The sequence below is a fragment of the Streptomyces arenae genome, assembly GCF_022343545.1.
In the GTDB taxonomy this organism is placed as follows: domain Bacteria; phylum Actinomycetota; class Actinomycetes; order Streptomycetales; family Streptomycetaceae; genus Streptomyces; species Streptomyces humi.
Window position 1 is genome coordinate 18,991 of sequence record NZ_JAKQYH010000033.1, and the last position, 18,526, is coordinate 37,516.

The following is an 18,526-nucleotide window of genomic DNA, read 5'->3' on the forward strand; positions in this document are numbered from 1 at the left end:
GATCCCGACTTGCCGAAGGCGTCGTTGTTCGCCGCGGAGTCCGGCACGGCCAGCAGTGTCCCGTCCAGGGCCAGCACCCTCAGTCCGTGGAAGAGATCGTCTTCCCTGCCGAGTGGCCGGGCCACGGCCCGGAACAGTTCCTGCATCATGGTCCATCCCAGCCGTTGCCGGGCCCTGGTCAGCGAGGACTTGTTGACCCCGGTCCAGGACCGCAGTCCTGGGTCTCCGGCCTTCACCAGGCGCAGAACCTCCAGGTAGTCGGCCTGTGGGAACAAGCACATCGCCAGCACGAAGTACACCGTGAACCGGGCGGACAACAGACGCCGGCGCTTCTCCGAGCGACCGGCCTCTCCGACCACCCGGTCCACCAGCTCTGGCGGGCACGACCGGGTCAAGATGCCCAGCTCCAGCCGCTCCAGACGGGATATCAGCACACCGGCTCAACCGGCCGACAGCCTCAAAAGCAACGGCATTGTTGTTCATGATCCGGGGGGTGGTCCTACGTTGTTGATGGGTCGGATGGGCTGTCGTACGGTCCGGAGGATCCAGTGGCCCCGGGTATGGCTTGGGGGTGGTTGCCTTCAATGGTTCCTGTGACACCTGGCCGCCCGGGGCCGCACGACGACTCGACCACTGATGAGGAGCTGCGGGCCCGCGGGTATCGCTGAGTAGGACCATGCTGGAGGGGTCGTCCGGATGTACGAAGTACGTCGAACGACCGGAGGAGCTATGGCCTGGAACTGGGCGGGAACCGATATCGGCAAGGCTCACCACCACACCGTTGTCCTGAACAACGATGGCGAGGTACTGCTGTCCCGGAAGGTGGTCAACGACGAGTCGGACTTGCTGCGTCTCGTCAGCGAGGTGCTGGCGCTCGGTGAGGATGTGATGTGGTCCGTCGACGTAGCCGACGGCATGGCTTCCCTGCTGGTCAACCTCCTGCTCAACCATGGGCAGACCGTCGTCTATCTGCCCGGCCTCGCGGTGAATCGGGCATCGGCCGGCTACCGCGGCCTGGGCAAAACCGATGCGTAGGACGCCCGGGTCATCGCTGATCAGGCGCGTATGCGCCACGACCTCCACGTCCTGACCCCAGAAAGCGAGCTGACCGCCGAACTGCGGGTGATGACGGACCGTCGGGCCGATCTGGTCAAGGAACGCACGCGGAAGACCAACCGGCTGCACGCGCAGGTGCTGAGCATCTTCCCGGCCCTGGAGCATGCCCTGGAACTGACGAGCATTGGACCGCTGGTGCTGCTGTCCGGCTACCAGACGCCGGCCGCGTTACGACGTCTCGGCCGCAGGCGGCTGACGACATGGCTACGCAACCGCAAGACCCGCAGCGCGGAGGACCTGGCCACCGCCGCTGTCGAGGCTGCGGAACGACAGCACACGCGACTTCCCGGCGAGGCTGCGATCGCCCACGTGGTCCGCGACCTGGCGCTGGAGTTGCTCGGTCTCCACGAGAAGATCCACGAGCTGGACAAACTCATCGAAGCCCGATTTCGCCAGCACGAGCTCGCGCCAGTGATCTCCAGCATGCCCGGCATCGGACCGCTGCTGGGCGCCGAGTTCCTCGCTGCCACCGGCGGTGACCTGTCTCGGTTCCCCAGCGCAGACCGGCTCGCCGCGTTCTCAGGCGTCGCGCCCGTCCCCCGCGATTCCGGCAACGTGAACGGCAACCTGCACCGCCCCCGCCGCTACCACCGCGGCCTCCAACGCGTCTTCTACCGCTCCGCGATGATCAGCATCCGCACCTGCCCCGAGTCCCGGGCCTTCTACGACCGCAAGCGGGCCGAGAAGAAGACACACAAGCACGCCGTCCTCGCGCTCGCCCGGCGTCGCGTCAACGTCCTGTTCGCCATGATCCGTGACCGAAAGATCTACCAATCAGAATCCAGCGTCACAGCTGCGGTTTGACAACAACATGAGGAGGTGTCACCGGGTCCGGAGGCATCGACGGACCGCTGATGAGGGGCTTGAGCACCGGCTTCAACCAGGCCGGAAGAGCTCTCCGTAAGACATCGTTTATTTTGGTCGCAGCACGATGAATGGGACTGCGACAGTGATCCCTATGGAACTCCGTCCTGACACCGTGCTCGTCTTCGACCGCGACGAGGACCTCCTCGTCTTCGAGTCCTTCGTCCACGCTACGAACTGGATCGAGGCGATAGACGTAGATGAAGGTGAGTACACAGCGGCGTACTCCTCAGACGGTGGCGTGTTGACGCTGTCGGCCCCCGAAGGCCCAGAAGGGTCGGTCGTTCTGGCCAGAACCGACGTCGTGGACCTGAGCAACCTGGAGCAGAGAGTGGCCCGCTACTGGCACCGCCATCAGGCAGGTCGGCCCCCGCTTGACCCGCTACAGACAGCGCGATTTCTGATGGAAAGAGATAACAAGCCGCGCAGGAGCTGGATGGGCCGGCTCACCGGCCTGCTGCGACGCGATACTGCGCAAGGCGGCGGTAACTGATGAGGGCTGCGGCGACGCCGACGAAGGCGAGGAAGTGCTCGGCTTTGCGTTCATAGCGGCGGTGCAGGCGTCGGCATCCGGCCAGCCAGGACACTGTTCTCTCCACGACCCAGCGGTGGCGGCCCAGCCGCTGCGAGGACTCGATGCCTTTGCGGGCGATGCGATGACGGATGCCCCGCCTGCGCAGCCATTGGCGCAGGTGGTCGTAGTCGTAGCCTTTGTCGGCGTGGAGCTTGGCCGGGCGCCGGCGACGCGGGCCGCGCCGCGAGCGGATCAGCGGGATCCCGCACACCAGCGGCTTCAGGCCGAGGCTGTCGTGCATGTTGGCGCCGGAGATGCCCGGCGACAGGGGCAGGCCGTTGCGGTCGGTGATGAGATGGATTTTCGATCCGTTCTTGCCTCGGTCGGTCGGATTCGGTCCGGTCAGTGGCCCCCTTTTGCTGCCCTGAGGCTGACGGAGTCGATCGCGCACCGCGACCAGTCCAGCTCACCGCGAGCGCCGAGCTCGTCTAGGACGATGCGGTGGAGTCTTGCCCAGACCCGGTCCCGGCTCCACTGGGCAAAACGTCGGTAGACCGTCGGCCAGGCCGGCCCGAAGACCGGGGCAACTGCCTCCAGGTACACCCAGAGGTGGCTACGAAGATGATCGCTGCGAGGCATTCGCGGTTCCGGCACCAACCGCTCAACCAGAACCGTCATGCACGGCTCAACGAACGATCACGCCAAAGGAAACGACGTCTGGATGCCGTGGAGTACGCGCGCGAAAAGAACGGCCCGTCGGTCGGACGCCATCAGATCGCCCATGTCGATCTGCTGGACCCGGCCGACGCCGCCCGGTTCCGCGAGCTGGAGGTCACCGCGAACATCCAGCCGCTATGGGCTCGGCGCGACCCTGAGGTCGTCGAGCACAAGCTGCCCCTGATCGGCGAGGAACGCGCCGCCCATCACTTCCCGTTCGGGACACTCGTACAGGCCGGCGCCCGGCTCGCGGCGGGCAGCGACTGGCCCGTCACGAGCGCGGATCCGCTGATGGGCGGCTACACCGCGGTGACGCGGACCGCTCCGCCGCGCGACATCCACGGCGACGAGGAGTCACGGACCGTACCCCTCGAACCCCAGGAGCGCATCACCCTCGAACAGGCCCTCGCGGCCTATACGAGCGGAGCCGCGCACTCCCTGCACCTCGACCACCTGGTCGGGCGCATCGCCCCCGACATGCTCGCCGACCTCGTCGTCCTCGACCGGGACATCCGCGACGTCGACGCCCTCGCGCGGGCTCAGGTGGAGCGCGTCTACGTCGGCGGTGAACTCGTCCATCAGTGTTGACAGGCTTGGCGAGGTGGACGCACTGGCAAAGAGCGCGGGAGCCCACCTGATCCGCATGGCCGACAGCGATGCCGCCCACGCGCTGACGATGGCCCAGCGTCCTAGAGCCTCGCGCTGAATTACGCAGGTCTCGCAGGTACGCCACCATGGTGGAAGCGGCGAACATCGGCTGCCGGTCGGGGGCGGTCATGACGTAGGCCCGACGGCCCAGCCCCCGCCGCAACTCCGGCAGGACCCGGACCGCGTGTCCTTGCTCCAGCGATGCGGCAGGGATCATCTGGGTCGGCAGCAACGAACTCCCCCGCCCGCGGTACATCGCCGAGCAGAGATACGGCATGTGCTCGGTCAGCATCCGCGGTCGAACCATGAGCGCGGCCGTTTCCAGGAGAGGTACCCGCTCGTCGTCCTGCGCATACTGTCTTCCAACCGCGTGGACGACATGCTCGCTTCGGAACTCGACGTCACACTCCAGGTGTCCGAGCGGCCTATCGGCGGGGCCACGGTGCATCACGTCTTCAAGGTCGAGTGGGGGTTGTACGCGTCGAGGGAACTCATGGAGTCCACACCGCGGGTGCAGGGGCCGGACGATCTGTGGGATCGTTCGTCTGTCCGCCCGGGACCCTGGAACGTGGCCGCCGTGGCCTTCTGCGGATGACCCGAGAGGGGGCCCCGATCGCGTCGGGGTGGGTACGCAGCCAGAGCAGCGCGGGTCCACGGACGTGTGGATGCTGATGACGCCCGACTGAAGCAGGGCCTCGACATCCACCGCCCCTACCTTCAAGGGCACATCGACGAGGCTGGTGGCGCCGTCTCCATCTCCGGCCCTGACGAGCGTCCCGCCAGCTCACAGGCTGCCTCACACACCACCCCTCCACGCTCACCGAGGACAAATACCAGCAGCTCAAGACCATTCTGTTCGCGAATCCCCAGCTGGCCACCGCGCACCAACTCGTCCGCGACCACGTCCTGGCGACGGAACTCCTCACCCAGGCTCAGTGTGACTCCATCGGCTGGGCCGAGCCGTACGGGATCAGCGTGGTGGATCAGATCGATCCTGCGCGTTCATGAACGCGACCACGGGATCTTGGCCCTCATGGTTCCAGGGGGAATCGGTGACGAGTCCTCTGACGGCCTGGAACACAGGAGCTGCCACAGAAGTCTGTTTGGCGGCGATGAGGGCGAAGGCCAGGAAGTTCAGGTCGCGGATGGCTTCGGCATGGACCAGGTGGCCCGGCCGGGTCCATTCGGTCACTCCGTGGCTCAAGATCTGGTCGGCCTCGTGGCTGGACCAGAAGTGGTCGGCCATGAGGGCTTTGGTGCCGCTCTGGGAGACGATGCCGAAGTAGCGGCCCAGCAGGGAGTGCAGGCCCAGGGCCGCCGTCGGAGCTGTCGCAGGTGCCGATGACCGGACCTGGTCGACGAATTCCAGGGCCTGTGCGTGGGATCCGTATTCGCCCGGGGACAGGTAGCCGAACATCTGCAGGTGTGCCTCGCGGTGCCAGGGGTCCCTTGTGGTGATCTCCCTCCTCAGGGGGAACACTTCCTGGGGCGGGCGGCGCCATTGGCGCAGGAGTGCGAGTCGGGCGACCCAGGGGTTGGGGTCGGAGGGCTCGAGCCGGGCAGCGCTGTGACAGGCGTTCAGGGCTGTGTTCATCTCGTCATGGGGCAGCGGGTGTTGCGTGCCGCGGACCATGGCGCCCCAGGCGAACAGGGTCTGTGCTTCGGGGCTGTCGGGTGCCTGTTCGATCCAGGAGTACTGGCTGTGCGGGCGGGTGACGGCGGCCAGGACGGCAAGCCGGTGGGCCCGCCGGTCCCAGTCCCGGCCGGCATCTTTGAGGAGCCGTTCGGCCAGGGGTGCGGTCAGTGGCCGGGCGCGGGCGTTGTTGCGGACGTCGAGTTGGTGGCACACCCTGCCGAGGTCTCTGTCGTCGAGTTCGGGAGCAAGTCGGGGTGCCGGTCTCTTCAGGCGGTTGAATATCACTGGTCCTGTACAGGGGGTCGAGGGTGGCGTGATCCGTTGTCGGAGTCCGCGGCCGGCCCGCGGATACTGCGGGCCGGCCGCAGGCTCTGGCAGTCGGGGTGGTCAGGCGGCGTCGACCTCGGTGGTGCCGAGCCTGTCGTAGCGGGCAGGGTGGTTGCGGCGTATGCGCAGGGCGAGCACGATCCCGGTCAGCAAGATGAGCGGTGTCAGTGCCACGAGGGTCCAGTTGACAATCGGGCCGGCGCCGGTGAAGAGGTCGAAGTTGGTGGCGATGCACACGGTGGCCGCGCTGAGCAGGACTCCGGCTGTCACGGGGGCCAACAGAGTGCGGCCGGTGCCTTCTCCGTGCTGGGGCGGGTTCCGGCGGAAGAAGGCGACGACGGCGAAGGCGCCGAGTGCCTGGAGGATGAGGAGCCCCAGGATGCCGGGCGTGTTGACCCACAGGAAGAACTGCGTGTACGGGTCGAGGGCGGAGAGCGCGAAGACGGCGACGACGACCGCGGCAACGACGCTCTGGGCGATGCCCGCGATCCACGGGGAGCCGTGGAGCAGGTGGACGCGGCCGAGGGAGGCGGGAAACACCTTCTCGGAGGCGAGGGCGTAGGCGTAGCGGGTGATGGCGTTGTGGAAGGCGAGGAGCGCGGCGAGCAGGCTGGTGACGATGAGGATGCGCTGGATGTCGCTGGCCCAGCCGCCGACGTAGGTGTCCATCGCGATGAAGAACATCTCGGCAGGGTTGTCGGTCGCGGCGGCGACGACCCTGTCGCTGCCGAAGGCCTGCACGATGATCCAGCTGACGAAGGTGTAGAAGACGGCCAGGAAGATCACGGCCACGTAGGTGGCCCTGGGCACGGTCCGGTCCGGACGGCGTGCCTCCTCGCGAAAGATGACGGTCGCCTCGTAGCCGATGAACGCGCCGACGGCGGTGAGCAGCGGCGCGATCATCTCCGGGACGAAGACATGGGAGGGCGAGAAGGACGCCAGGTCGAATCCGCTGGCACCGCCCTTGAGCAGGACGGCGACGGCCAGGAGGACAAGGATGGCGGTCTCGGCGATCAGCAGGGCTGCGAGGACCTTGGCGCCCAAGTTGATGGAGCGGAAGCCGAGGAACCACACGGTGATCACGCCGAAGGCGGCGTAGAGGGGCCACGGCAGGTCGATGCCGGCCATTCCGTCGACCGTGGAGGCGGCGAAGAAGCCGAACGCTCCGTAGGTGCCGATCTGCAGGGCGTTGTAGGAGAACATCGCCAGGAGGGCGGCCCCGACGCCCGCCGGGCGCCCCAGGCCCCGGGCGATGTAGGCGTAGAAAGCGCCGGCATTGCGGATGTAGGGGGTCATGGCGGTGAAGCCTGTGGAGAAGAGGACCAGGACCACACCGACAGCCAGGTATGCGGCGGGTGCTCCGATGCCGCCGATCTGGATGGCCAGCGGGGCAACCCCGGCCATCACGGTCAGAGGCGCTGCGGCGGCGACCACGAAGAACACGATGTCGTTGGTGTTGAGCGTGCCGCGCTGCAGGCGCGAGCCTGCCGTGTGGTCACCGTCCGACCCGTACTGCGGTGTCGGGGGTGCGTAGCGGTTGGCCATCAGGAGCGTTCTCCACGGGGTGCTGACGGGATGGGTGAGGAGCCGTCGCGCGGGGTGCGCGACGGACAGGACGAGGGGCGTGTATCGGCGGCCGCCTGCCGGCCGGCCGGTTGGGGGCCGGCCGGTTGAGGGCCGGCCGGTTGAGGGCCGGCCGGTTGAGGGCCGGGACGGGGTTCGGGACAGAGGCTGGCGCCGGTCAGGACACCGCCTCGATGTCGGCGACCTCTGCAGCAGAGGTATTGCGGTTGAAGGCGGGGGCGCGGCGGTACCACTTGGCGACCGCGCAGACCATGAACCCGGTCACGAGGATCACGGTGGGACACAGAAGGTTGAACCAGCCGTTGTCGACGCTGACGGCGAAGGTGTCGCTGAGGGTCGCGTAGTAGAGCGCGAGGTAGGCGCCGAGGGCGAACAGGATGAGGCCGCACACGGTCGGGACGATGACGGTCATGAAGGCTTCGCGTGGGCTGGTGCGGATGAGGTGGCGGAAGCGCAGCGCGCACGCGATCGCGGTGAGCCCGTAGTACAGCGCGACGAGGATGCCGATGGCGTTGACCGCGGCCAGGATCGCCTCGTTGAGCTTGGGGATCACCACGCTGAGGATGGCGACGGCGGCCGAGATGAGGGTGATGAGGATGGTGCCGACGGTCGGGCTGCCGTGGCGGGCGCTGATGCGTGCCCAGATGGGGCCGAGGGTGCGTTCGCGGCTCATGGCCAGGGTGAGGCGGGCGGTAGGAATGATCTCTGCCTGGAGGGAGGCCACCGCGGAGAACATGAGGGCGACCAGCGGAAGGGTGGCCCAGGGCTGGCCGGTGAGCTGGGAGGCGTAATGAGTCAGGCCCTGGGCACCGGTCTCGCTCAACTCGGGTGCGGTCAGGACGCGTTGGAAGGCGACAGCGCCCAGGAGGAACAGGCCGAGCATGGTGAACAGGGCGATATAGCTGCCGCGGGCCGCGTCGTCGGCCTGCTCCGTCTCCTCGGTGACCGAGAACGCGGCGTCCCAGCCCCAGTAGAAGAAGACCGCCAGGACCAGGCCCTGGGCCAGGCTGGTGAACGAGTCGAAGGCGAAGGGGTTGAACCAGGACAGCGAGAAGGGCTGGTCGCCCGCGATCAGGCCCCAGCAGCAGAAGACCAGCAGCACGGTGTACTCGAAGACGAGGAGGTAGGTCTGGAGCCGGGTGGCCTTCTGGACGCCGGTCACGGCGGTCACGGTGACCGCGGCCAGGACGACCAGGCCGATCAGGGTGCACTGCAATGTGGAGTTCGCGTCCAGACGCAGACCCAGGAGGCTGTGCACGCCCACCTCGTGCGCGCACTGCACCAGGGCGGATCCGGTCACGGACGTGGTGTAGGCGAGGAAGATGATGCCGCCGGCGAGCGGGACCCAGCCGGCGATCATCCCGAGCCACGGGCCCATGGCCCGGCCGACCCATACGTATCCGGCGCCGCAGTTGGGTTCCACCTTGTTCAGGCGGGCGTAGGCGACGGCGATCCCGAGCATCGGCAGGAAGCCGAGCAGCAGTATCAGCGGGATCTGCCGCCCCGTGATCGAGGCGAGTACGCCCATTCCGATACCGATGCTGGTGGTGGCAGCGGTGTTGGACGCCGCCAGCACCACGCCGTCGAGGGCTCCCAGCGATTTCTTCAACTCCGGGGACGGAGAGGTGGATTCCATGAGCAACCGGTCCTGTGTGGCGGGACGCGCGGCGTCCGCAAGCGGCTGGATGAGGAGATGTCTCTGAAGGAGCGGCTCGCGAGCCGCCGAAGCCTTGGGTGTGGAGGCAGATCAGGGCGCGCGTCATACCCGCCCGAGAGGCTGTGTCAGCCGGAGCGTCCGGGCAGGTCAGCCCGCACTGGCCTGCACCGGATGGTGACCGGTGGAGATGGCTGGCGCGGACAGGCCGCGCCAGTGGTGCCACATCAAACAGCTCTGGACTTTTTCCGTCAATCGCGTTGTCATAAGAAAGTCACCCCTTCCCCGATCGGACGGCGAATGGACACCAACGACAGCAACGACGACGCCGGGTCCGGGCGACTCGCGGTCGGCCGACGCCGACGCGCGACGCGGACGGGCACCGTGCTGAGCCAGGAACTGATCGTGCAGACAGCGATCCGCCTGCTGAGCCAGCACGGCGCCGACGCCCTGGGCGTACGCCGCCTCGGAGCGGCGCTGGGGGCCGACCCGTCCGCCCTGTACCGCTACTTCCACAGCACCGACGAACTCGTCCTCGCGGTCGCCGACGAGCTGATCGGCATGAGCCTCAAGGACGCCCAGGTCACCGGGGACTGGCGCGCCGACCTGCAGCGCAGCGGGATGAGCCTGCACCGCACGTACACCGCCCATCCCCAGGCCGCGGTGCTGGCGGCCTCCCGGGTCACCCGCCGCCCCAACGAGATGCGGGGAATCGAGTCCGGTCTGGCCATCCTGCGCGACGCCGGCTTCGGACCGGACGACGCGGCCCGCTACTACCACCGGTTCATCGACTTCACCCTGGGCTTCGCCGCCATCGACGCGGCCGCCGCCGCCTTGTCGGCCGATGCCGGAGCGGCCGACCGCGGGGCCTGGCAGGCGACCTACGCCTGCCTGCCCGCCGACCAGTACCCGCACATCGCCGAGTCCGCGCAGGCCCTGGCACAGACCATGAGCGTCAGCGCCTACCCCGGCGCTCTGGAGGTCTTCCTCGACGGACTTGAGGCCGCGCTCGACAGGAACGGCCGGTGACATCGCGCCGGGCGGACCGATGCCGCCACCGCGCTGGGTCAGTCCCCGGTGTCCGGCCGGTCCGTGGCGAGGAGACGCAGGGACAGCTCCAGGGCGCGGTCGGCCCGCTCGCGGTCGCCGGTGACCAGCAGGTCGATCTGCAGGCCCCTGATCTGCGCAAGGATCAGCGTGGCCAGGGCCGTCGCGTCCTCGGCCGGGCGCTCGTCCCGGGCAAGCCGGCCGATGATGATGTCGACCCAGCCGCCGATCAGGATCCGCCCCAGCTCGCGGTCGGCGTCCGCCTCCCAGCTGTGATGGCCAACGATCTCGAACAGCAGAAGGAACTGGCGCTGCTCCCGGGGCTCGCACAGCCGCCGCCACACCGCCCGGATCAACTCGGCCATGGACCGCGCCGCCCGGTACTCCGGGTCCGACGTCAACTGCTCGGCCAGATCGTCCCGAATCTTGTCCAGGACGCTCAGGACGAGCTCGTCCTTGGAGGAGAAGTGACGCAGCAGCGTGGCGTGGGTGACCCCGAGCGCCGCCGCCACCGGCCGCAAGGACAGACCCCCTACGCCGTGGTCCAGGACGTACTCGGTCGCCGCGGCCAGCAACTGCGGCCTGCGGTGCCGGAAGCGAAGCGAACGTCCATCAATCCGCCCGTCACCCGCCACCGCAGCTCCTCCATCAGGGTCCACACCACTAGGTAAGAGTACCGAACGGTTGCCCTAACCGATCGGTACTGCTAGTTTTCCGTCCCAAGCCGTCCCAAGGCCGAACCCGTACCGGCACTGGACAGCTTTCGCAGAGCCGACCGCCGTCACGCGCGAGCCCCGCAGCCGCCGTGCACGGCCCCCGCGACGGCTCTCCCGGCGACAACACGGCAGCCTTCCCGCTCTCGCCCTTTCTGTCTGTTCACACCCACTCGCGCCTGCCCGACGGAAGGACCACCATGGCCCGCCAAGACGACATCACCACCCTCCTGGACTTCGGGCTGTTCACCGGCGCCCCCCAGCACGAGAACTTCTGCCGGATCAACGAGCTGCTGGACACGCGCGAGGTCCCCGCCGCCTCCAGGCCTCACATCTGGCCCGAGGGCGAGCCGACCGCACTGCCCGACACCTTCCGCTTCGACGGCACCGACCGGAAGGTCGAGGAGTTCCTGGCCGGCACCGACACCGCCGCGCTGCTGGTGCTCGTCGACGGCGAGATCCGGCACGAGTGGTATGCGCTGACCGGAGGACCCGAGGTGCCGTGGCTGTCGATGTCGGTGGCCAAGAGCTTCATCTCCGCACTCGTCGGCATCGCCGTCGCCGAGAGGCACATCCGCAGCATCGAGGATCCGATCAGCGCGTACGTGCCGGTCAAGCCCGGATCCGCCTACGACGGCGTCTCCATCATGGACGTTCTGCGGATGTCCTCCGGCGCCCGCTGGAACGAGGACTACAGCGACCCCGGCTCCGACATCTACCAGCTGGTCCTGGCCACCGTCGGCATCGAGGGCGCCCACCTCGACGGCTTCGTCGCGGCCATGGGCCGCGAGAGCGAACCCGGCACCGTCTGCCGCTACAACTCCGGCGAGACCCAGATCCTGGGAGCCCTCGTGGCCAAGGCGACCGGACGCACCGTCGCCGACTACATGCGCGAGAAGCTCACCGAGCCCCTCGGCACCGCCTCCCCCGGGCACTGGATCCTCGACAACACCGGGACCGAGGTCTCCTACGCCGGACTCAACCTCACCGCCCGCGACTACGCCCTCCTCGGCGAGCTCTACCGCAACGGCGGGCAGTGGAACGGCCGACAGCTCGTGCCCGCGCAGTGGGTCCACGACTCCACCACCATCACCGCCCCGCACCTGGAGCCCGGCCGCCCGCTCATCGGCGACGAACACACCGACCTCGGCTACGGCTACCAGTGGTGGCTCCTCGACGGCGACCGCGGCGAGTTCAGCGCCATCGGCGTCTACAACCAGTTCATCTACATCGACCCGACCGCCCGCACCACCATCGTCAAGCTCTCCGCCACCCGCACCTACGGCACCTCCACCGAGGAATCCGCCAACCGGGAAGGGGAGACCATCGCCTTCCTGCGCGCCGTCGCACGGCACATGAACTGAGACCGCCACGCCCGGCGAGACCCACCTGCCGCCGTCCCCGCTCGACGCAAGGAGACATCATGTCCAATCTGGCGGAATTCCTGGCGCACTCAGCACGCCAGTACCCCGAGCGCACCGCGTTGCGGCTCGGGACTGCAACCGTCACCTACGCCGAGCTGGACGAGCGCAGTGCACGTGCCGCTGCCCTGCTGCGCGCCGAGGGCGTACGCCCTGGTGACCGGGTCGCGCTGATGCTCCCGAACGTGCCGGAGTTCGTCGCCCTCTACTACGGCGTCCTGCGCGCCGGCGGCATCGTCGTACCCCTCAACCCGCTCCTGAAGGAACGCGAGGTGGAGTACCACCTGAGCGACTCCGGCGCCGTGCTGCTGTGCGAATGGCACCAGGCCCCCGGCGAGGGACGCCAGGGAGCGGCCGCCGCCGGCGTACGCCGCCTGGCCGTCGAACCCGCCGCGTTCGCGGGCCTGCTCGCTCAGCTGCCACCGGAGTACGAGATCGCGGACACGGCCGGCAAGGACATCGCCGTGCTGCTCTACACCTCCGGCACCACGGGCCGCCCCAAGGGCGCCTCGCTCACCCACGCGGGCCTGCGCCACAACACCGAGGTCACGTCGGGCGACATCGAGCTGCTCACCGCCGAGGACGTCGTCGTCGGCTGTCTGCCGCTGTTCCACATCTTCGGGCAGATCTGCACCCTCAGCGCCGCGGTTCACGCCGGTGCCGCACTCGTCCTCGTCCCCCGCTTCGACGCGGGAACCGTGCTCGACACCATCGCCCGCGACAAGGCCACCGTCTTCGAGGGCGTGCCCACAATGTACGCGGCCCTGCTGGCGCACCCGGCCGCCGCCGACACCGACGTCTCCACCCTGCGGATGTGCATCTCCGGCGGCGCCTCCCTGCCCGTCGAAGTCCTGCACGGCTTCGAACGACGCTTCGGCTGCATGGTGCTCGAAGGCTTCGGCATGTCCGAGACCAGCCCCGTCGTCACGTTCAACCACAGCGACCGTCCCCGCAAACCCGGCTCCATCGGCACGCCCATCCGCGATGTCGAGGTACGGCTGCTCGACGACGGCGGCCAGGACGTCGCGCCCGGGGCCGTCGGCGAACTGTCCGTGCGCGGGCCGAACGTGATGAAGGGCTACTGGAACCGCCCCGAGGAAACCGCCACGGCCATCCCCGACGGATGGCTGCGCACCGGTGACCTCGCCCGCGCCGACGAGGACGGCTACCTCTACATCGTCGACCGCAAGAAGGACCTCATCATCCGCGGCGGCTACAACGTCTACCCCCGCGAGATCGAGGAAGTCCTCCACGAGCACCCCGCCGTGGGACTCGCCGCGGTCATCGGGGTACCGCACGAGCACCTCGGCGAAGAGATCGCCGCCGCAGTCGTCCTGCGCCCGACCGCGCGGGCCACACCCGACGAGCTCCGCGACTTCGTCAAGGAGCGGGTGGCCGCCTACAAGTACCCCCGGCACATCAGAATCGTCGACGCCCTGCCCACCGGCCCCAGCGGCAAGATCCTCAAACGACAGATCAACATCAACTGACCGGCCGCCGCCCTGCCTTCACATCAGGACGAGCACCGCACTTGTCCGCGACGCCAAGTACGGTGCTCAGCCACAGCGTTCGCCCCTGCCTCTCCGTCCAACAGCGTCAGCACGGGCTTGGCAGCGCTGATCTCCTCGATGTCGGTGAGGTGCCTATCGAGCACGACGGCGTCCGACGGTCAGGGTGCCGACCGTGTCCTCCACGTGGTTGGCGTAGGCCGATCCGGCTGTGTACGCGAGGAAGACCGCTGGCCGGTCAGGAGGCGCGGATGGGCGTCCGGTAGGCCTCCAGGTCGTGCGGCAGACGGGACAGGTCGCAGGACAGTACGAATCCTGGCGTTGACGACGACGGTATAGGGATGCGTGCCGGTCACGCGGGAGCCATTCCTGGGAGACGTGTCAGGCGGTGACGGGGAGGTCGGAATCGGTGGCGCGGGTTCGGGTTTCCACTCCTTCTGCCATGGAGCGTGCTGTCACAGATGCGGGCGAGTCCCGGGTGCGGCCGGATCAGGCGCGGGTGGCGAGCTGCTTGAGGACCTCTTCGGCAGCCGGACCGGCCGAGGCAGGGTTCGGGCCGGTGACGAGGTTGCCGTCGACGACGTACGGCCCCCAGGCGGGACCGGACTCGAACTCGGCGCCGGCGCCGCGCAGACGCCCCCCGAGCAGCCACGGAGCGACGGAGCGTTGGCGGCCAGGCCGACCATCTGCTCCTCCTCGTCGGTGAACGAGGGCAGTTTGTGATCCGGTGACAATGCCTCCCGCGCTGAAGCAGGAACGGTGCTCCGGGCCGGGGCGCTGCGGAGGCCGTAGCCGGGTACGGCCCGGCTCTGTGGAACGTACGAGAGCCGGGACGTACCGATGCGTCGGGTTGCAGATCAGCTGTGCGCTGCCCGGTGGGCCGCTGCTGGAGCCAATGCGGCTACTGCGTCGTCGAACAGGGATACCGGCGGCTCGTAGACTCCGCCGCCGATACGCCCTGCCCGGCCGGTCTGCTCGATCATCCCGAGCAGCACGAGCGGTCCCGAGCCGAGGCGCGCGACGGAGCGCGCAGTGAGCCCCACCGGCGTTCCCGCTGCGGAGGCCAGGTGCCGTTCGAGCAGCAGGGCGGGGCGTTCCGTCGCGTCCGGCGGCAGGTATCCCTCAAGGGCTGCCCGGACGGCGGGGGCGGCACTCAGGCTCTGGCCGCCGAACCCGAACAGGTCGACCACCGCGCTGTCGCCGATGGCGCCGACGGCGCGGCAGCCGGCGTGCGGTGCCTCGACCCGGCCGCGCGGAGAGTCGGCGGGCACGGTGAACCACTGTCCGGGCAGACCGGCGATCTGGATACCGAATCGGCGGCCGTTCCCGCCCGCGCGGGTGATGAGGGAAGAGCCGGAGGTGTTGTCGGCTGCGCTCAGTGACAGGGCCGCGGCAGCCATCCACAGGTTGAGCGCGAAGGCTGGTGCCCCGTCCAGGAACGCGGCGATGTCAGCCGGGGTGCTCGCCGCTGCGCTCGTGAGGTGCTCGGTGAGCAGCCGGGATCCCGTCACCGTGCGGCTGTGGCAGTCGTCCCCTTCGTCTCGGGCTGCGCCGAGGACGGGTAGGAGGTCGACGGGTCCAGCGGCGGTGAGGGCGTCGGTGAGCCAGTCCGTGAAGGCGCCGTTCAGCCAGCGGTGGTGCTCGGGGATGCCCGCGTCGGAGGTACCCAGGCGCAGGGCGTGAGCCTGGCCCTCGTTGACGACGGCGTACCGGACGCGCTCGGCCAGGGGGCCTCCCGCTCCTTGCGCGGTCACCACGTGCACGGCCATGGACGGGGACGCGACGCCCGCCAGTGGCACCACCAGGCGGCGATCCTGGGCTGCCGCGATGGTGATCTCGCCCGTGAGAACGAGACGGCGCCCTTCATCGGCGTCTGCTGCCCAGCCTTCGTACACACAGGCCATGGCCAGCGAGTTGAGGACGGGCGCGGGGATGTCGTCCGTGCTGTGAAAGGGCGGGCCGGCGTGCAGGAGCAGCCGGTCCGATCCGGTGGCGGCGCCGACGGTGGACATGCCGGTCCAGCGGGGGGTACAGGACTCCAGGATGTCCAGGGCCCGTACGTCGTCCGGGTTGCTGTACCAGCTGGAGCCCGGGGCCGTTTCCGGGCCGGGCGCGGGTGCGGATGTCATGCGTCACCGCCCGGTCTCGGATGCGGAGTCGTCACGCACCCAGGTCTCGGAGAGCGCGAGCGCGGCGGACTGGCCGGGCCCGTTGAGGAAGTCCCGCTCAATGGTGGCGCCGGGCAGCCGGCGGCCGTTAGCCTCGACGCGGGCGGCGGTGGCGATGCGGAAGACGCTGAACATCTCGTGGCGCCGGGTGCCGGATTCGGTGGCCGGCACGTCGACGGCGAACGGCTCCCCCAGTCCTTCCCAGGTCAGTGCCAGCGAACGGTCGCCGGTGCGGGCGGCTTCGGTGATGGTCGTGATGCCGTCACCGGACTGGGTGAACTCGGCGCCGACGACCAGTTCCAGTGCCTCCAGGGCCGGCTCGGCCGGCCGGAACAGCACGAATTCCCGCACGAAGTCGTCGATCAGAAAGCGGGCGAGCGGTTCGTTGTCAGTGAGCGCGAGCCGGACGGCGTCGCCCGCGGACTCGTCGTAGGGCCGCTCTACGGTCAGGACGAGGTGGCCGGGGCCGTGGTCGGAGGCGGTGACGCGGAAGAACAGCGACAGCGACGACCAGAGGCCCTCGGGGTCGGTCTTGAGATAGACGAAGGGGTTGTCGCCGGTCCAGTCGACCTTGCCGGGGCGTACGGCGTCGGACATGGATGACCTGCTTTCGAGCGTAGGCGAAGGGGTGGGAGGTGGTGGATGCCGGACGGTCAGGTCCTGTGGCCCCTGTCAGAGGCCGTGTTCGGTCCGTAGGGCGAGGAAATCGGAGGTGGGTTCCCACCCGAGGAGGTCGCGGGCGTGGTTGCTGGAGAAGATCGAGGCCCGCGGGTTGTCGCGGTAGAGGCGGGGGTTGCGGATCTCGGGCAACTCGCCGATCCGCTCGCGGTACCAGTCGAGGGTGGGCTCGGGCTGGCAGGTGTCTTCGGCACTGAGGAAGAACGTGCCATAGCGCAGGCCGTCGGTCTCCAGGGCGGCGCGGAACGCCCGTGCGACGTCCTGGGCCGTCACGTAGTAGTAGAGCCAGCGAGTGGCGGGATCGTCGATGAAGGCGGTGAACTCGGCGAAGGTTTCGGGCAGGACGACGGCGAGGGGGCGCAGACAGATGACGTCGGGGCCGCCGGCACGGACGACGCTGAGTCCCATCGTCTCGATGATCTGCTTGCTGACGCTGTACGCCTGGGTCGGCCGGTTCTCGTGCAGCTCGTCGACGGCCAGGTACTGGGGCGTCCAGTCCGGGCGCATCTCGGACAGACCGCAGGCCGAGATGGAAGAGGTGAGGACGACCTTTTTCACGCCGTTCTCGGCCGCGGCCTGCAGCACGTTCCAGGAGCCGAGGGTGTTGACCCGGATGTACTCCTCGGGAGCGGCTTTCCAGTCGAAGTCGATCGCGGCGAGGTGGATGACGGCATCGGCGCCCTTGGTGACCGCACGGACCTTCTCCAGGTCCATGACGTCGGTCTCCACGTGGGGGACCGCGGCGTCGGAGGCGACCCGGTCGGCGTTGATGACGTCGAAGGTGCGGGCGAGTTCGGCGACGACGTAGCGGCCGACGCGGCCTGAGCCGCCGGTGACGACCACCTTGGTGGGCGTGGGCATGGTTTCTCCTTCAGGGGGTGACGGGAATGCGAAGTGCGAGAGGCTCGGCCGCGAGTTCGGTGACGGTCACAGATCCAGGACAATGCGGCCCGCGGCGCGGGAGACGCACGGCATCAACGAGGCGCCGGCCGCCCGTTCTTCCGGGGTGAGGACGGAGTCGCGGTGGTCGGGTGTTCCGCTCACCACGCCGGTCTCGCAGGCTCCGCAGTTGCCCTCCCGGCAGGACCAGTCGACGTCCGCGCCCGCTTCGAGGAGGGCGTCGAGGAGGGAGCAGCCTGGTGAGACGCGGAGGACTGCGCCGGTGGAGGCGAGTTCGGCCTCGAACTCCTCGTCCGGTGCGTCGTCCGTCTGCTGCCCGGTGGGCGGTGCCGCCGGGGTGAACCGTTCGAGGTGCAGACTCCAGGCGGCGTCGGCGGTGTGCTGCCGCTCCAGGAAGGACAGCAGGCCGCCTGGTCCGCAGGAGTACACGGCGGTACCGGGGTTGCAGCCGTCGAGGAGCGTGGTGACGTCGAAGATGCCGTCGGTGTCGTCGGCGTGGACGGTGACCCGCTCCGGGCCGTACCGTTCGGCCTCGTCGATCAGGGCCATGTGGCTGCGTGAGCGTCCGAGGTAGACGAACCGCCAGGGAGTTCCGGCCCGCTCGGCGGCCGCGACCATGGGCAGGATGGGGGTGATCCCGATGCCTCCGGCGAGGAAGAGGTACTCGGCGGCCGGGCGCAGTGGGAAGGCGTTGCGGGGAGTTCGGGTGGCGACGGTGGAGCCAGGACGCAGCTGCCGGTGGATCAGTTCGGAGCCGCCTCGGCCGTCCGGCACCCGCAGAACCGCGACGCGCCAGCGGTGGCGGTCGGCCGGGTCACCGCACAGCGAGTACTGCCGCACGATCTGCGGGGCGCCGACGCCCGGGTCGAGGACCAGGTCGACGTGGGCTCCGGGTTCCCAGGCGGGCAGGGGCCGGCCCTCCGGGTCTTCCAGGGTCAGAACGGCGATGGAGTCGGCGACATCGGTTCTGGAGACCACCCGCAGGGTGTTCTGCGCGGCAGGCGGTGGGTTCACAACGGCGGCCTCCATCT

General features: G+C 68.9%; 13 protein-coding genes and 3 pseudogenes. 6 read left to right on the plus strand and 10 right to left on the minus strand.

Annotated features, from left to right (window positions below):
• Positions 1-188: 188 nt before the first annotated feature.
• Positions 189-434: pseudogene (locus tag MB828_RS14865) on the minus strand (transposase domain-containing protein); the annotation flags it as partial.
• Positions 435-729: 295 nt separating this feature from the next.
• Here MB828_RS14865 and MB828_RS14870 point away from each other — a divergent pair.
• Positions 730-1,920 (plus strand): annotated as a pseudogene (locus MB828_RS14870) (IS110 family transposase).
• A gap of 154 nt (positions 1,921-2,074) precedes the next feature.
• Positions 2,075-2,473 carry a hypothetical protein gene (locus tag MB828_RS14875; RefSeq protein ID WP_301648556.1) on the plus strand — a complete coding sequence of 133 codons (399 nt, stop codon included), beginning with the start codon at positions 2,075-2,077 and terminating at the stop codon, positions 2,471-2,473.
• Here MB828_RS14875 and MB828_RS14880 read toward each other — a convergent pair.
• Positions 2,427-3,141 (minus strand): annotated as a pseudogene (locus tag MB828_RS14880) (IS5 family transposase); the annotation flags it as partial. The gene MB828_RS14875 and the pseudogene MB828_RS14880 sit on opposite strands and share 47 nt — an antisense overlap.
• Between MB828_RS14880 and MB828_RS14885 the strand changes: the two are divergent.
• On the plus strand, positions 3,116-3,799 hold the full coding sequence (locus tag MB828_RS14885) for an amidohydrolase family protein (protein ID WP_301648557.1): 684 nt from the start codon (positions 3,116-3,118) through the stop codon (positions 3,797-3,799). The pseudogene MB828_RS14880 and the gene MB828_RS14885 sit on opposite strands and share 26 nt — an antisense overlap.
• A gap of 1,030 nt (positions 3,800-4,829) precedes the next feature.
• Here MB828_RS14885 and MB828_RS14890 read toward each other — a convergent pair.
• The 3 genes from MB828_RS14890 to MB828_RS14900 form a co-directional block, all read right to left on the minus strand.
• Positions 4,830-5,780 carry a hypothetical protein gene (locus MB828_RS14890; RefSeq protein ID WP_301648558.1) on the minus strand — a complete coding sequence of 317 codons (951 nt, stop codon included), beginning with the start codon at positions 5,778-5,780 and terminating at the stop codon, positions 4,830-4,832.
• Positions 5,781-5,882: 102 nt separating this feature from the next.
• Positions 5,883-7,367 carry an APC family permease gene (locus MB828_RS14895; RefSeq protein ID WP_301648559.1) on the minus strand — a complete coding sequence of 495 codons (1,485 nt, stop codon included), beginning with the start codon at positions 7,365-7,367 and terminating at the stop codon, positions 5,883-5,885.
• Between the two features lie 196 nt (positions 7,368-7,563).
• The gene (locus MB828_RS14900) at positions 7,564-9,042 is read right to left on the minus strand and encodes an APC family permease (protein WP_301648560.1); all 1,479 of its coding nucleotides are present in this window, start codon (positions 9,040-9,042) and stop codon (positions 7,564-7,566) included.
• Between the two features lie 318 nt (positions 9,043-9,360).
• Here MB828_RS14900 and MB828_RS14905 point away from each other — a divergent pair, with 318 nt between their 5' ends.
• A complete protein-coding gene (locus tag MB828_RS14905; RefSeq protein ID WP_301648561.1) occupies positions 9,361-10,089 on the plus strand; it encodes a TetR/AcrR family transcriptional regulator in 729 nt (242 codons plus the stop codon).
• A 38-nt stretch (positions 10,090-10,127) separates the two neighbouring features.
• Here the strand turns inward: MB828_RS14905 and MB828_RS14910 are convergent, their stop codons facing one another.
• Entirely contained in the window at positions 10,128-10,742 is a 615-nt protein-coding gene (locus MB828_RS14910) for a TetR/AcrR family transcriptional regulator (protein ID WP_301648562.1), read from the minus strand.
• 278 nt (positions 10,743-11,020) lie between these two features.
• Between MB828_RS14910 and MB828_RS14915 the strand changes: the two genes are divergently transcribed.
• Positions 11,021-12,184, plus strand: a complete 1,164-nt coding sequence (locus MB828_RS14915) for a serine hydrolase domain-containing protein (protein WP_301648563.1) — start codon at positions 11,021-11,023, stop codon at positions 12,182-12,184.
• 59 nt (positions 12,185-12,243) lie between these two features.
• A complete protein-coding gene (locus MB828_RS14920) occupies positions 12,244-13,731 on the plus strand; it encodes a long-chain-fatty-acid--CoA ligase (RefSeq protein ID WP_301648564.1) in 1,488 nt (495 codons plus the stop codon).
• An 875-nt stretch (positions 13,732-14,606) separates the two neighbouring features.
• On the opposite strand, the gene MB828_RS14925 is transcribed toward MB828_RS14920, so the two are convergent.
• The 4 genes from MB828_RS14925 to MB828_RS14940 form a co-directional block, all read right to left on the minus strand.
• Positions 14,607-15,878 (minus strand): DUF1116 domain-containing protein, encoded by a 1,272-nt coding sequence (locus MB828_RS14925; RefSeq protein WP_301648565.1) that lies wholly within the window; start codon positions 15,876-15,878, stop codon positions 14,607-14,609.
• A gap of 3 nt (positions 15,879-15,881) precedes the next feature.
• Positions 15,882-16,514, minus strand: coding sequence for a hypothetical protein (locus MB828_RS14930; RefSeq protein WP_301648566.1), 633 nt, complete (start codon positions 16,512-16,514; stop codon positions 15,882-15,884).
• 75 nt (positions 16,515-16,589) lie between these two features.
• Positions 16,590-17,456, minus strand: coding sequence for an NAD-dependent epimerase/dehydratase family protein (locus MB828_RS14935; protein ID WP_301648567.1), 867 nt, complete (start codon positions 17,454-17,456; stop codon positions 16,590-16,592).
• Between the two features lie 66 nt (positions 17,457-17,522).
• Positions 17,523-18,524: a PDR/VanB family oxidoreductase gene (locus MB828_RS14940; protein ID WP_430381384.1), complete on the minus strand. Its 1,002-nt coding sequence runs from the start codon at positions 18,522-18,524 to the stop codon at positions 17,523-17,525.
• Between the last annotated feature and the right edge of the window lie 2 nt (positions 18,525-18,526).

What these genes read in the sequence shown, in the direction of transcription:
- MB828_RS14875 (WP_301648556.1), top strand. Translation starts at nt 2,075, where the DNA reads ATGGAACTCCGTCCTGACACCGTGCTCGTCTTCGACCGCGACGAGGAC.
- MB828_RS14885 (WP_301648557.1), top strand. Translation starts at nt 3,116, where the DNA reads ATGATCGCTGCGAGGCATTCGCGGTTCCGGCACCAACCGCTCAACCAG.
- MB828_RS14895 (WP_301648559.1), bottom strand. Translation starts at nt 7,367, where the DNA reads ATGGCCAACCGCTACGCACCCCCGACACCGCAGTACGGGTCGGACGGT.
- MB828_RS14900 (WP_301648560.1), bottom strand. Translation starts at nt 9,042, where the DNA reads ATGGAATCCACCTCTCCGTCCCCGGAGTTGAAGAAATCGCTGGGAGCC.
- MB828_RS14905 (WP_301648561.1), top strand. Translation starts at nt 9,361, where the DNA reads ATGGACACCAACGACAGCAACGACGACGCCGGGTCCGGGCGACTCGCG.
- MB828_RS14915 (WP_301648563.1), top strand. Translation starts at nt 11,021, where the DNA reads ATGGCCCGCCAAGACGACATCACCACCCTCCTGGACTTCGGGCTGTTC.
- MB828_RS14920 (WP_301648564.1), top strand. Translation starts at nt 12,244, where the DNA reads ATGTCCAATCTGGCGGAATTCCTGGCGCACTCAGCACGCCAGTACCCC.
- MB828_RS14925 (WP_301648565.1), bottom strand. Translation starts at nt 15,878, where the DNA reads ATGACATCCGCACCCGCGCCCGGCCCGGAAACGGCCCCGGGCTCCAGC.
- MB828_RS14930 (WP_301648566.1), bottom strand. Translation starts at nt 16,514, where the DNA reads ATGTCCGACGCCGTACGCCCCGGCAAGGTCGACTGGACCGGCGACAAC.
- MB828_RS14935 (WP_301648567.1), bottom strand. Translation starts at nt 17,456, where the DNA reads ATGCCCACGCCCACCAAGGTGGTCGTCACCGGCGGCTCAGGCCGCGTC.
- MB828_RS14940 (WP_430381384.1), bottom strand. Translation starts at nt 18,524, where the DNA reads ATGGAGGCCGCCGTTGTGAACCCACCGCCTGCCGCGCAGAACACCCTG.